The organism is Nitrosomonas cryotolerans ATCC 49181, assembly GCF_900143275.1.
GTDB classification, from domain to species: domain Bacteria; phylum Pseudomonadota; class Gammaproteobacteria; order Burkholderiales; family Nitrosomonadaceae; genus Nitrosomonas; species Nitrosomonas cryotolerans.
Genome location: NZ_FSRO01000001.1, coordinates 2,112,481 through 2,126,931, shown reverse-complemented (window position 1 = coordinate 2,126,931; position 14,451 = coordinate 2,112,481). Strand labels below are relative to the sequence as shown.

The following is a 14,451-nucleotide window of genomic DNA, read 5'->3' as shown; positions in this document are numbered from 1 at the left end:
TTTAAGAAACTATTTTCTGACAGCATCTGAAAATGCATCTAGTATAGGCTGAATCGTTTTACGCTTTAGTTTTAATGCTGCCTGATTAATAATGAGTCTTGCTGATATGGGCATAATTTCTTCAACCGCTTTAAGATGATTCGCTTTTAATGTATTACCACTGGAAACAAGATCCACAATTGCATCTGCAAGACCAACTAACGGTGCGAGTTCCATCGAACCATACAGCTTGATGAGATCAATATGTACGCCTTTGCTTGCAAAATGATCCCGTGCTGTGCGTAAATATTTTGTGGCTATTCGAAGCCGCGCACCTTGACACACAGCAGACTCATAATCAAATCCTTCACGCACAGCAACCATCATACGACAACGGGCTATATTTAAGTCCAGAGGTTGATAAAGTTCTGCGCCACCATGTTCTAACAGCACATCTTTTCCACCTATTCCAATATCTGCTGCGCCATATTGGACATAGGTGGGGACATCGGATGCGCGCACTATAACGAGTCGTATGTTGGGCTGATTGGTAGCAATAATAAGCTTGCGTGATGTCTCAGGATCATCGAGTGCAATAATACCTGCCGCTTTCAATAAAGGCGCAGTATCATCAAAAATGCGCCCTTTTGAAAGGGCAATAGTAATATCAGTCATAGATCAGGAAATCATCCAAGATTAGCATTAGCAAAATCCCAGTTGATCAATTTATCAAGAATGGTATTAACGTAGTCTACACGCCGATTTTGATAATCCAGGTAATAGGCATGTTCCCATACATCAATTGTTAATAAGGGTCTTATGTTTTTGGTGAGTGGTGAATCCGCATTAGCTGTCTTAGCAACGGATATTTTATCTCCATCCAGTACTAACCATGCCCAGCCACTACCAAACTGAGTCATTGCTGCCGTTGCAAATTCCTTTTTACATGCATCCAGACTGCCAAATGATGCTTCAATTTTTTGTTTTAATACTGCAGATGGTTGACCGCCATTAGGACTTAGACTATGCCAATAGAACATGTGGTTCCAAACTTGTGCAGCATTATTGAATATTGCTGCTTTATCAGCCCGGCCTGCAGTTGCTAGTATTATTTTTTCTAGAGATTGGCCCGCAAATTCTGTCCCCGTGACCAGATTATTGAGGTTATCAACATAAGCCTTATGATGCTTTCCATAATGAAAACTCAGTGTATGAGCAGAAATAACCGGCTCAAGCGCATTATCCGCATAGGGTAGCGGTGCTAAAACATATTGAGACTCGGATTGTGCCGCGTTGGAAAAATTATCGACATTAATATTAGCCATTCTCTTCTCCTTTATTAGATACAAAAAATTAATGTATTAAAATGGTGTTTCTTTTTTTAAATTCTCTTTAAATAAGTGACTAACTTAATCATCACTCAGGCTTTTGGGTTTCAGTCGTAAAGGTAACTTTATTGTACCCTGCTAAACGAGCGGCTTCCATTATAGTAATGACAGATTGATGAGTGGCTTTTGCGTCTGCATTGATAATAATCAATGGTTCAGACTGATTGCCGGCCGCTAAACGGAGTTCATCGCGGAGACTTTCAACGCTAGAAAATTTTATAGGGGTAGCATTGATTGTATAATTGCCCAGTGCATTTACTGAAATATCTATAATATTAGGGCGATCAATGCTGTCGTCTACTTCCTTTGCTGTAGTGCTGGGTAAATTAATTTCAAGCTCAGCAAATTTTGAATAGGTTGTCGTGATTACCAAAAAAATTACAATAACGAGCAACACGTCGATCATTGGTACCAGATTAATTTCTGGTTCTTCTTTTTGTCTGCCACGTTGGAAATTCATAATGCAATGGTAAGTAATTTTCTATAAAAATATCTTGAGACTTATTCAGAATGCAACCGCACAGCTAAACAGTTCACAATAATTTAGTCTTTAGATAAACAGAATGCTAATAAACAAATCTTATCGCTTTTTAAAGCTAAATAACTGGCACAATTATTACACAGACTTGTAAAATAGCCAGCCCGGATTCTATTTTTTTATAAGCGACATCATCATTATCTTAATATTTTTAATTTTCATTGTTAAAATCAGCAGCACACCACATGCAAAAACCATTAATTAGTATCGTCATGGGTAGTAACAGCGATTGGCATGTCATGCAGCATGCGGTTAAAATCTTAAAAGATTTTAATATATCTCATGAGGCTGAAATAGTGTCTGCTCATCGCACGCCAGACTACATGTTTGAATATGCTGAGACCGCGATTGATCGGGGGATCAGATGTATTATTGCTGGAGCAGGGGGGGCCGCACATCTTCCCGGCATGATTGCTGCCAAAACTACATTACCCGTATTAGGTGTGCCCGTTAATTCGAAGCACCTTCAGGGCTTTGATTCATTATTATCCATTGTACAAATGCCAAAGGGGGTACCCGTTGCCACTTTTGCTATTGGCGAAGCGGGTGCAGTTAATGCCGGTTTGTTTGCTGTAGCATTACTGGCCACTGAGAACAGTCAGCTCATGAGACAGCTTGAATTGTTTCGTAAGAAACAAACAGAAATGGCAACAGCCATAAAGCTTCCAGGATTACTTTAAAAACTGAAGTTAAATAAAATGGAATACCTGTTTTTTAATAGATCTGCCCGCAGTAGATATCATAACTGTTTCATCACATAACTTATCGCATCGCAACGTCAGCCAAAAATAAAATAGATTATACGTAATGAGCAGTGGGCAATGAGCTGCGAATCAAATAAAGCTACCATTTATGAATAGATTTATGAGGGATAGAGTGCTGGATATACAATGGAGTGACCAACTGCAATTTTTTGAACTATGAATATTATGCCGGGAGCAATGTTAGGTCTACTTGGTGGTGGTCAACTCGGACGCATGTTCGTTATGGCCGCACACAGCATGGGTTATCGTGTTACCGTACTTGACCCATCAATTGATTGCCCTGCTGGATGTATAGCCGATCGTTTTATATGTGCTGATTATACCGATAGAAATACGTTACATGAGTTGGGCTCTACCTGTGCAGGCATTACTACAGAATTTGAAAATATTCCCGCAGAATCACTCCGTATTCTTGCGGAATACTGTTTCGTCAGTCCCGATGCGCGCTGTGTATCTATTACACAGGATAGAATACTTGAAAAACAATTCCTTGTGGCAAATGGCTTTTCAGTTGCTCCGTTTCTAGTCATTCAAAATCCTGATGAGCTATCAATTACCCAGTATTCCGATTTATTCCCTGGTATTCTCAAGGTTAGTCGGTTTGGTTATGATGGTAAGGGTCAAATACGCGTCAATACTCAAGCAGAACTGAATACCGCATTTGCTGATTTGAATAATAAATCATGTGTACTAGAACGTCTGATGCCGCTCGTCTGTGAGATTTCAGTTATTGTGGCACGAGGGGTGGATGATGAGCTGAGGTTGTTTCCAGTAGCGGAAAATCAGCATGATCATGGCATATTGGATATCAGTATTATTCCCGCAAGAATTTCTCGAGATATTGCACAAAAGGCACAAGAAATTGCAATTCGTGTCGCTGAAAAATTAAACTATCGAGGAGTCTTATGCGTAGAGTTTTTTATATTGGAAAATGATCAGCTACTCATAAATGAAATTGCACCTCGGCCGCATAATAGTGGACATTATACGATTGATGCCTGCATTACCTCTCAGTTTGAACAACAAGTACGGACACTTTGCGGGATACCACTAGGCAGTACGAGCATGCATAGTGCAGCAGTAATGGTGAATCTGCTGGGTGATTTATGGCAAAAAAATGAACCCAATTGGAAACAGGTATTGCAATATTCTTCTACCAAGCTTCACTTATATGGCAAACGTGAAGCTCGCCCCAGACGAAAGATGGGACACTATACGGTGCTAGATACAACGACTGAAACTGCATTGCAACAAGCATTAAAAATAAAACATTCACTAAACCCAAACCCAAGCCTAGACAATTAACCATGCCTAATGAACCTGCATTATTTGAAACAGATATTCAAAGTCTGCAACTATTACATCGAGGTAAAGTGCGGGATATTTATGTGATTGATGACGAGTATTTACTACTAATTCAGACAGACCGTCTATCTGCATTCGACGTAATTTTGCCAACAGCAGTTCCAGGAAAAGGTAAATTACTGACCGCACTATCCGTTTTCTGGTTTAATAAACTTGAGCATATTATACCTAATCATTTAACAGGAATATTACCTGAATCCGTAGTATCAGCGGCAGAGCGTGAGCAGGTAGCTGGACGGGCATTCGTGGTAAAACGGCTTAAACCATTGCCAATAGAAGCCATTGTGCGTGGTTATATAGCAGGATCCGGCTGGAAGGATTATCAGAAAGAAGGAACTATTTGTGATATCAAACTTCCCGAAGGATTACAAGAAGCAGAAAAGCTACCGGATGGCGCTATTTTCTCACCTTCAACTAAGGCAAAAACAGATGCACATGATGAAAATATCCCTTTTGCAAGTGTAATCACCCAGCTGGGTAAAACGCTGGCCGAGAAAATTCGCGAAAAATCGATTCGTCTTTATACCGAATCAGCTAATTATGCTGCAAGTAGGAATATCATCATTGCTGATACAAAGTTTGAGTTTGGACTAGATAATGAGGGCCAGCTTTTTTTAATTGATGAAGTGCTCACACCTGACTCTTCTCGTTTTTGGCCTGCTCGCCAGTATGTTGTCGGCAAAAATCCACCTAGCTACGATAAGCAATTTATTCGAGATTGGCTGGAAGGGCAGGTATGGGATAAAAAAGCACCTGCACCGACAATACCTCCTGAAATTCTCAATCAAACGAGGAAAAAATATCAGGAAGCATTAAGACTCCTAACTGAGTAGTCATTTGCTTAAAAATCACGCTAAAATAGGTTAATTAACATCTTAATAGCTAATAAGTAAAGCAAAATCACAAAGATTTTTTTCAGTGTTGTAGTCTGGGTGCTGTGAGTGACTCTTGCACCTAATGGTGCAGTCAGCATGCTCGCTAAAATTAACCATCCAAGTGCGGGTAAATAAACATAACCCAGACTATAATCGGGCAATAACTGCGGTTGCTGTGCCAAGCCATTGAGAATATAACCAATGGCACCCGCTATTGCAATGGGGAATCCTACCGCGGCAGCAGTTCCGATAGCATGATGAAGCTTGACATTACAAAAAGAAAGAAATGGAACTGTTAATAAACCGCCACCGATGGCAACCAGGCTGGATATCAAACCAATGCAACTGCCCGTTGCAAACATACCAATTCTCCCAGGAAGCTGACGATTAGAGCTCAGATTTACTTTTAATAGCATTTGTGTCGCAGCATAAAAAATAAACAAAACAAATATTATATTCAATAGCTGACTCGAAAGCGTTCCGGCTAGTGTCGCACCTCCCAGCGTTCCAATAATAATACCTGGAGTAATATTTTTTACGATTGTCCAGTTTACAGCGCCATGCGAATGATGCGTACGTAAACTAGATGCTGATGTAAATATAATTGTTGCCATAGTAGTGCCAAGAGCAAGGTGCAAAATACGGTCAGGAGGAAAATCTTGAGCGGTAAAAATAAAAGTCAAAACCGGTACAATCATTAATCCGCCACCAATTCCTAATAAACCGGCAAAAAAGCCAACAATTGCGCCTAATAGCAGATAAATCAGCCACCATTCCATTTATTTGACACCGCGAACGTTAATACTCACACCTTGAACGCTAAAGCTTATCTTGTCTTTAGTTATACAAGATAGCGTAGCGATCTCAGTTGTTTTAGCTCTTATCCAGGAAAATTGACGGAAATCTAATCGTTATTTTTATCTGATTACTTTAAAAAAACAGTGATAGTATAAAATCAATTAGATAAAAAAAGCTCCCCACAAATGCCGTCAGCCCTTCATCTTGAACCATAAGGTCCAAGGCGGTCGCTTGTCGGATGTATCAGGTGCTTCCTTGCAGGAAGCTCACAACAACATCACTCTGACTTACAACCTATTTCTTAAAATTGGTTCAAAGAATAGGGGTCTAAACTAACACCGCAGGGAGCAGTCTTTATATTTTCTTGGCACTAAAACTATCTTCTAAGATTAGCTTGGAAAAATTATTTTTATCCATAAACTGCCGCGTTAATTAAGCTACCGCTCAGCCTTTCTTTCCTATCAGAATTCAATTCTACGCTTAAATTCATTCATGTCAAAATTTCCCATAATCTTGGACAGATATGAATTATGTATCGCAGTTATCAATCATATAGAACGTTACGATAAACATTAAAGCTGTACGAATTATACAAATAACCGTAATGCACTTTTACTGCCCGCCAGAATTTTTTGTTTTTGCATTAATATTTGAATGTCGCTTAACTGCTGTCTGCTTCGAATCAGCCCTCTATCGCTGAGCGGAACACGATTATCATCTACTATAATTCCGCCTAAGGTTGAAGAAAAAATCCTTGCAAGATGTGTTAATTGGTCAAAAACTTTTTCTCCATTTGCTACTCTTGGTACGTCCAGTAAGAAGGTAATGCCATGTGTAGTCAATGTTCTGATATTTTCGGATATAAATGGTACCGACTCATAGTTACTTAGCGTGAATAAAACAGTATGATTATCATCGCGATATTTAAATATACCCTCTGGCTCAAGCTTAAACCCCGATGCTTCCGCTAGTGCCCGGATTTTTGTCCCAACAAATGCACCATCATCTTTACTAATAATATTGATACCAATCATAACATCCACTTCTGCACAAAATTTATCAAGTAATATAGCGCGATCATGTGCTGCCACGATATCAGGACAATCTGCCACAGTATTTACTTGTGACGCAAATTCCTGCACTATATCGCGGAATTTGGATAAATTAACCTCGCTAACAGGACCCGCACGATCGGCAAGTTGCAGGCAACCTTTTAAACCAATGTAACCTGCTTTATTCGCATTTGTTTCCAAAGTAATTTCTTCCCACGAGTCTCCCTTCTGTTGCTGTCCTAACCAGCGCACAGGCTTCCCAAAATCAAATTTTCCATGTAGAAGTACAGTTAAATCGGAACTAGAAATCATCGAGTCCGAGTACAGACTGGCAATATAGTTTATATTGTTATCGAATTCATCCGTCGCCGAATCAGTTGATGTGACTACCGGTGACTTTATTGGGTCATCTTTTTTGTCGTCTTCGACAGGTTCAATTGAGTCTTCAGGAAACTCAGGTACAGGCGCCACCGTCTTTTTTAATTGTGGCTCAATACGCTCATTTTTTTTGATGGTTTTATCTGTTTCAAGCAGCACATCTTCATATTCCCGATCAAACGATGCCTGTACCTTATTTCGATAACGTAATTGTTGCACCCAATTGAAGACAGCAACACCCACGATGATGACGACGCCGATAATGATTAAACTTATCTGCAAGTCACTCATATTCATTATGTTCATACTATCTCCCTTGCTATCTTCTTAAACGCCTAAACTTGCATTAACTTCACTGCCCAATTCAATGGCTTCCGTTACATCAACAGCAACCACACGCGAGACTCCTTGTTCTTGCATTGTAATGCCTAATAGTTGCTGCGCCATTTCCATTGTAATTTTATTATGACTAATAAATAGAAACTGTGTTTGTTTCGATATTTTCTTTACTAAATCGCAAAAACGATCCGTATTGCTGTCGTCAAGGGGTGCATCAACCTCATCTAGCAAGCAAAAAGGCGCAGGATTCAGTTGAAATAACGAAAAAATAAGTGACAGGGCAGTTAATGCCTTCTCTCCGCCCGATAACAAATGAATAGAGCTGTTTCTCTTACCAGGTGGTTGTGCCGTTAACGTTATACCGGAGTCCAGAATTCCTCCATCATTTAAAATGAGCTTTGCCTGTCCTCCCCCAAACATTACAGGAAAAATTTCATCTAAGTTATTATTGACCGAATTGAAAGTTGTCAGCAGACATTCTCGAGTTTCATGATCTATTTGATGAATTACCTTTTCCAGTATGCTGACTGCTGCATTCAGATCACGTAATTGTGAACCAAGATTGGCTTCTCTTGTTTGAGCTATCAACAGTTCATCTAAAGCAGCGAGATTAACCGCTCCCAGTGCCATGATTTCAGCATTAAGCCGTTTTATATCGGCTTGCAACATTGAAGGCTGCAAGTTATCAATTAATGGTAGTAAATCTTTCTCGTCTGCCTTGGCTTCATTTAGCTGTTCATCAAACCGACTCGCAGTAATACAAGCTTCTTGTTCTTTAAGGCGCACTTGATTAATTGACTCTCGCAATGCCTGTAATTTCTGCTCAGAAACGATGCGCGAATTATCTATTTCCTGTAGATAGCGTGTGGCATTGTTCAAACGTTCACGCACCTCAGCAACAATTTGTTCAAATCTTATGCGTTTCGCCAGACTCTCCTGTAACTGAGCTTCTAATGATGTTTCATCCAAGCTAGATTGTTCCGCTAATAACTGATCTCTATCTTTTGTCGATCTGCTTATATTTTCGTTATAGATTCGAATATTTTGTTCCAATTCGTTGATTTTGCTTTCGCATGTTTTTAAATAAAACCCTGCTTCTTGCATTTCTTTCATCGTATTTTGAACGAGTTGCCGTTGTGTAGCAAGTAATTGTTCTGCCATTACTGAAGCAAGATTCTTTTGTTCCACCTGCTTCTTTAATTCGTCAAGCTGCTCGATATATTGATTTATTTTTATTTCAGCATCTTGCTTCTGCAGGATTTCCATGGCCGACTGCTGTGTAATTTCCTTTAACTCATTATTAATCTGAGTGTGACGCTGATCAACACGTTCAGTGAGTTGTGAAAGTTTGACTGCTTCTAATTGTAAATTATGTTGTCTCTGCTGCAGTTGTTTGCTATCCGAGTGTAATCGTTTGATTGTTTCATCTAGTTTCTCACTAGCACACTCCGTTTTCGCTAATTTGGATTGTTGCTGATTCAGATTGATATTTAATTGATTTATCTCGGCACTAATTAGATTCAGCTCCTGTTGGCGTGCTAATACTCCATGTAATTGAGAATCAGGCGTATAAAAGGTCAAACTATAACGGGTAAAAATATGTCCCTGGCTTGTTACTAGCTTTTCACCGGAAACCAAATGAATCCTCTGCAATAAACCTTCCTGGAGATTTTCAGTCACATATATTTGACTCAACCATTCGTCTAGCACAGACTTGATCCCACTATGAGTACAGATTATATGATCCCGCAATAATTTCCACTGTGTTACGTTACAGGTCGTTTCTTCAGTTTTTTCAGCCAATCTACTATTAGCTGCGTAAACTGATGGCTGTTCTGTTTCGAATAATGTCCATTTTCCAGGTGGCAAATCATGTTCCCAGCTCTGTAATACATCTAGTTGATCAAACCCGATACTATTCAATTGCTCACGCAATATGGACTCTAATGCATTTTCCCAGTTTTTTTCAATTTCAATGTGTTGCCATAATCGGGGTAGCGCATCAAATTTGTATTTAGTCAACCATGCGGTCAATGCCGCATTATTTTCCAACTTCAGCTGTAAACGTTGCAATGCATCAAATCGTGCCTTCATCTGAGTTAACGCCTGCTCTAGTAACAGCACCTCTTTCGCAGCCTGTTTTTTGTTTTCGATTACAGATAATGCTTGACCTTCAGTCTCTGCAAGCATGTTTTTCTTCTGCCCCTGAATCATATTCAGATTTTCTATTTCCTTTTGTAAAGAAACCAGCTTCTCATAATCAGGTTGAGGTAGTGCATTTTGCTCCTGTATTAGACGATCATGACGAGACTTTAATTGCTGAGCGGACTTATCAGCATGCTCATAGTGACTTTTTTCTAAATGACTGGCTTGCTCGATCAACAATAAATTACGTTGATAATCATTAAGGTTTTCTTGAGCTAAGCGGAAGGCTGCTTCAATTGTTGGTAATTGATCATGTGCATTTGTATTCTTATCCATACTGGATTGGTGAACGGAATGAGCCAGATCAATCTCTTTATGCCAGTGAGCCAGACTATCAGTAGCACTTTTTACCTGTAGTTCGTTACGTTCCAGTTGTTTCTCTGCTTCGAGTATTTGATGTGATAAACGCTCGTTATTTTTGCGTAAATGTGCTATTTCTTGCTCTAAATAGATTACGCTTGCATTGACTGCATGGAGTTTATCCTGCGACTGCTGTAATTGTTCGCTGGCAGATGAGTGTTGGAATCGCACTGTTTCTAGTTTTTTTTCCAAATCAGATAGCCTAGCTCGCTCGGTTTCTAATTCTTGCTCTCGCCTGTGAATCTCATTTTCTGCATACACTTGCTTTGTAACTGCTTCCTGCTTACGTAACAACCATAATAAATTCTGTGCTGTTTGTAATTTTATTTGAGTTTCTTTTAATTGCTTAGCCGCTTTAGCCTGTTCTTCCAGATGCTGTCGCTGCGTGCTTAGCTCCTGATATATATCCTCTAACCGTAAGAGATTCTTTCGGGTATCGGCCAAGCGTAACTCAGTTTCATGGCGGCGTTCCCGATACTTGGAAATTCCTGCGGCTTCTTCCAGAAACAATCTTAATTCATGTGGCTTCGCTTCGATAATACGCGAAATCATACCTTGTTCGATAATGGCATAGCCACGTCCTCCGACCCCTGTGCCCAAAAAGATATCGGCAATATCACGACGGCGTACATGCGTATTATTGATATAATATGCGGAGGCTCCATCACGCTGAATCACTCTTTTAATGGCAATTTCAGCATAACTTGACCATTGCCCAATAGCCCTGCCCAGTTTATTATCAAATATCAATTCCACACTGGCACGACCAACTGGTTTACGGTTTGCTGATCCGCTAAATATAACGTCCTGCATGGATTCACCCCGTAAAGCGGATGCTTTTGATTCACCTAAAACCCAACGGACTGCATCGATTACATTTGATTTTCCGCAACCATTAGGGCCGACAATTCCAACCAGATTGCCAGGAGTAGAGATGATGGTAGGATCAACAAAGGATTTGAAACCAGCAAGTTTAATTTGAGAGAGGCGCAATTTTTCAGGTAAACCGGTTATAATTGAAAGATAAATAATAATATGAAAATGCAGTCTGGACGTTTATTTTAACTGATTTAATCTAATCATAGAGAATGACAAGCAAACCCGAAAAAAAACTGGAAGTATTTGCAAACCCCACACAAAAACGAGATTACCGTATTCATATAGAAATTCCCGAATTTACTTGCCTATGTCCAAAAACAGGGCAGCCTGATTTTGCTACTTTAATTTTAGACTATATTCCCGACAAAAAATGTATCGAATTGAAAAGCCTCAAACTCTATATTTGGTCATACCGCAACGAAGGTGCGTTTCATGAAGCGGTCACCAATCTGATACTCGATGACCTCATCGCTGCTTTAAAGCCGAGATATATTCGCCTCATTGCTAGATTTTATGTCCGTGGTGGTCTCTTTACTAATATTGTAGCGGAGCATCGTAAAACAGGGTGGAAACCATTGCCAGCGGTATTACTAGAGGAGTTTGATGAACAATCGAATACACGTAAATAATTTTAATCAAATAGAATCAAATTATAATAATTATTTATGCAAAAAACATATACAGCACAATATCTAAAAAAAACAATAATCGCCTGTTTATTAACAATATTTATATATTTTCCGGTGAATGCAGCAGAAACCAGAAGCTATAGCTCAACCGGACATGCAGCTGAATATTCGGCGGATGCCGCCACAGATTCAGATGACTTGTGGGAGCGGATTCGTAATGGCTTTACCTTGGGCGATCTTAATAGTAAAGAAGTACGCAATAATGAGGCTTCCTATACCCGTGATCCGAACTATATATATCGTATTGCCGAACGAAGTAAACGCTATTTACATCACATTGTTGAAGAAGTTGAGCGTCGTGGCATGCCAACCGAAATTGCATTGTTACCCATAGTTGAAAGTGCCTTTAATCCCAACGCCGAATCAAGCAGTAATGCGGCAGGACTTTGGCAATTCATTCCTGCTACGGGAAGAAGCTTTGGTTTAAAACAAAACTGGTGGCGTGATGAACGTAAGGATGTTATTGCAGCTACCCAGGCTGCTCTTGATTATCTACAGAATCTCTATGGTATGTTTGGTGATTGGAAATTGGCAATAGCCGCATATAACTGGGGAGAGGGGGCAATAAAGCGCTCATTAGCTAAAAATCGAGAAGAAGGCTTCCCCACCAGTTTTCGTCATATTAAACTCCCTCGCGAAACTCGGAATCATGTACATAAATTAATAGCAGTAAAAAATATTATTGCTAATCCAACAGATTACGGCATCGAGCTAAATCCCATACCCAATGAACCTTATTTTGACAAAGTTGAAGCTAATCACCATATAGATATCAGTTTGGTAGCAGAGCTTGCTGATATACCTATTGAGGAATTCAATGCATTAAATCCTGCATATAATCGACCTATCATTAGAGTTAATAACACTCCCCGCATTCTATTATTACCCATTGATAAGATTGAAACATTCTTAACTAATCTTGAAAGTTGCAATAAACCACTTGTTTCATGGCAGATTTATCAGGTTAAAAGAGGGGAGAATGCCAAAGAATTATCATCTCGCCATAACATCAGTGTCGCACAGTTAAAAGAAGTAAACAGTATCACGCAGAACGATAAAATTACTCAAGGTCAGACTATTCTGGTTCCGCGCATAGAGTCTGGCCATAATGTTGATACTTTAATCGTGAACAACAAATCAACTAAAAATATTAAATATTTGTCTAAGAATAATTTTTAATCTTAATGTGCAGCGATAGCTGATTGAAGGAATCGGGTTAATCTAATCCGATTCCTTTATGCATAATCATGAGGGAAAAGCATCATTTAGGAAGATGTTATCTTTTGCATGAGTTTAATCGCCCACCCCACACCAAAACCAGTAATATCGCTGCCTACCGCACCTAATCCACCTTTATGGCTGCAAGCAGAAAGATCCATGTGTATCCATGGTGTACTATTTATAAACTGATTCAGAAAGCGAGCTGCGAGAATATGATCACTCTCACCATCTAATGAACATTGTTTAATATCCGCAATTTTACTTTCCAGGCTTTCTTCGTAATCGGAGTCCATCGGAAATACACAAATACGCTCACCACTCGTTTTTCCCGCATCTACTGCATCCTGCGCCAAATCATCATTATTACTGAAAATACCACTATAACGAGAGCCTAAGGCTGTATGCATACTCCCTGTGAGCGTCGCAAAGTCTATAATCATCTCTGGTTTTTGTCGTTCTGCCAAGGTCAAAGTATCAGCCAGTACCATTCGCCCTTCAGCGTCCGTATGAATAATCTCGATTGTTAAGCCATTCAGTGCAGTGATTACATCATTTTGCTTATAAGCACGCGGACTAATATGATTCTGAGCTATGGCAAGCCAGCAATCAATATTAATTGGGATATTAGCTCGCGTGGCTGCCAATAAAATTCCTAAGGCTACCGCTGAACCATTCATATCTTCATGCATGCCATGCATAAAGCGGGCAGGTTTTAAATTATGCCCGCCAGTATCAAAACAGATGCCTTTACCTACCAGTGCAATCGTTTTGCTAGTTTCTGTATCACAACGTCTCTTCAAATACACGATAGCTGCATCCTCCGGATCGCTACCCTGTGCTACTGCTACAAATGCACCCGCTCCCATCTTTCGTAACGTATTGACATCAAATTCCTCGTGCTCCCATCCTTCATTTGTTGCAAGCTTTTTTATTTGCTCACGGTAAGTACGAGGAGTTAGTTCATTAGGAGGCAATATTGTTAATCCACGTGCCAGAAAATTTCCCTCAGCTTGTGCACTGAGCAGTGTAAAATTATCAGGATCCTGATGACCGAATAGCGTTATTTTAGCAAGCGATTGTCTTTCCTGCTTTTTCTTCCGCACAGGAAGGGCCGCGCCATTAACCCAAGCAGCATAAATAGCCAATTCTGCAAATATACTTTTCTGACTCGTGTTCCCATAAACAGCAATATGTATTTCTGCAGGGCTTTCCTCTAAGAGCAATTGAACTGCCTTGCGGATACAAGTCTGCTGATTAAATATGGGCTTGTCTAAATCAATCATTACCCAAGCACATAAAGCACCATTATCGAGGTTACTACTTATCGATATTTCGCTAATTTTACTCAGCTTCATATCGCGCCGTTCTAGCAATTTTTTCAGTGTATTTTCACCAGGAATGTCGTATTTTTTAGGTAGTCTTGCTAATCGGGGAAGTACTACGAGAATATGTGTTGCTTTAATGGATTTATCGAAAGGTGATTCGTTCTGAATAAGTGTTGCAAGCATTGATCGCTTCCCTGTCAAATATAATTTGAATGACAATTTATGATTATTGGTACGTGAAGAATCTTCATCACATAAACTGTTGCTATTATATACGCCATACCCATCTTTTGCCC

General features: G+C 39.7%; 12 protein-coding genes. 5 read left to right on the top strand and 7 right to left on the bottom strand.

The window, feature by feature from the left end:
- Positions 1-9: 9 nt before the first annotated feature.
- The 3 genes from hisG to BUQ89_RS09530 form a co-directional block, all read right to left on the bottom strand.
- On the bottom strand, positions 10-654 hold the full coding sequence (hisG, locus tag BUQ89_RS09540) for an ATP phosphoribosyltransferase (RefSeq protein ID WP_028460468.1): 645 nt from the start codon (positions 652-654) through the stop codon (positions 10-12).
- 11 nt (positions 655-665) lie between these two features.
- The gene (locus BUQ89_RS09535) at positions 666-1,304 is read right to left on the bottom strand and encodes a superoxide dismutase (protein ID WP_028460469.1); all 639 of its coding nucleotides are present in this window, start codon (positions 1,302-1,304) and stop codon (positions 666-668) included.
- Between the two features lie 91 nt (positions 1,305-1,395).
- Entirely contained in the window at positions 1,396-1,827 is a 432-nt protein-coding gene (locus tag BUQ89_RS09530; protein WP_028460470.1) for an ExbD/TolR family protein, read from the bottom strand.
- Positions 1,828-2,090: 263 nt separating this feature from the next.
- Here BUQ89_RS09530 and purE point away from each other — a divergent pair, with 263 nt between their 5' ends.
- From purE to BUQ89_RS09515, 3 genes are all read left to right on the top strand, one after another.
- The gene (gene purE / locus BUQ89_RS09525) at positions 2,091-2,585 is read left to right on the top strand and encodes a 5-(carboxyamino)imidazole ribonucleotide mutase (RefSeq protein WP_028460471.1); all 495 of its coding nucleotides are present in this window, start codon (positions 2,091-2,093) and stop codon (positions 2,583-2,585) included.
- Between the two features lie 240 nt (positions 2,586-2,825).
- A complete protein-coding gene (locus BUQ89_RS09520; RefSeq protein ID WP_028460472.1) occupies positions 2,826-3,974 on the top strand; it encodes a 5-(carboxyamino)imidazole ribonucleotide synthase in 1,149 nt (382 codons plus the stop codon).
- 2 nt (positions 3,975-3,976) lie between these two features.
- Entirely contained in the window at positions 3,977-4,867 is an 891-nt protein-coding gene (locus BUQ89_RS09515) for a phosphoribosylaminoimidazolesuccinocarboxamide synthase (protein ID WP_028460473.1), read from the top strand.
- A 20-nt stretch (positions 4,868-4,887) separates the two neighbouring features.
- Here the strand turns inward: BUQ89_RS09515 and BUQ89_RS09510 are convergent, their stop codons facing one another.
- The 3 genes from BUQ89_RS09510 to smc form a co-directional block, all read right to left on the bottom strand.
- The gene (locus tag BUQ89_RS09510) at positions 4,888-5,688 is read right to left on the bottom strand and encodes a sulfite exporter TauE/SafE family protein (RefSeq protein ID WP_028460474.1); all 801 of its coding nucleotides are present in this window, start codon (positions 5,686-5,688) and stop codon (positions 4,888-4,890) included.
- A gap of 606 nt (positions 5,689-6,294) precedes the next feature.
- Complete coding sequence (locus BUQ89_RS09505; protein WP_028460475.1) at positions 6,295-7,443, bottom strand: cell division protein ZipA C-terminal FtsZ-binding domain-containing protein; 1,149 nt, start codon at positions 7,441-7,443, stop codon at positions 6,295-6,297.
- Positions 7,444-7,464: 21 nt separating this feature from the next.
- Entirely contained in the window at positions 7,465-11,034 is a 3,570-nt protein-coding gene (gene smc / locus BUQ89_RS09500) for a chromosome segregation protein SMC (protein WP_028460476.1), read from the bottom strand.
- A gap of 95 nt (positions 11,035-11,129) precedes the next feature.
- Between smc and queF the strand changes: the two genes are divergently transcribed.
- The gene (queF, locus tag BUQ89_RS09495; RefSeq protein ID WP_028460477.1) at positions 11,130-11,549 is read left to right on the top strand and encodes a preQ(1) synthase; all 420 of its coding nucleotides are present in this window, start codon (positions 11,130-11,132) and stop codon (positions 11,547-11,549) included.
- A 36-nt stretch (positions 11,550-11,585) separates the two neighbouring features.
- The gene (locus tag BUQ89_RS09490) at positions 11,586-12,788 is read left to right on the top strand and encodes a transglycosylase SLT domain-containing protein (protein ID WP_051537452.1); all 1,203 of its coding nucleotides are present in this window, start codon (positions 11,586-11,588) and stop codon (positions 12,786-12,788) included.
- 86 nt (positions 12,789-12,874) lie between these two features.
- Here the strand turns inward: BUQ89_RS09490 and BUQ89_RS09485 are convergent, their stop codons facing one another.
- Positions 12,875-14,338 carry a M17 family metallopeptidase gene (locus tag BUQ89_RS09485; RefSeq protein ID WP_028460478.1) on the bottom strand — a complete coding sequence of 488 codons (1,464 nt, stop codon included), beginning with the start codon at positions 14,336-14,338 and terminating at the stop codon, positions 12,875-12,877.
- Positions 14,339-14,451 lie beyond the last annotated feature (113 nt).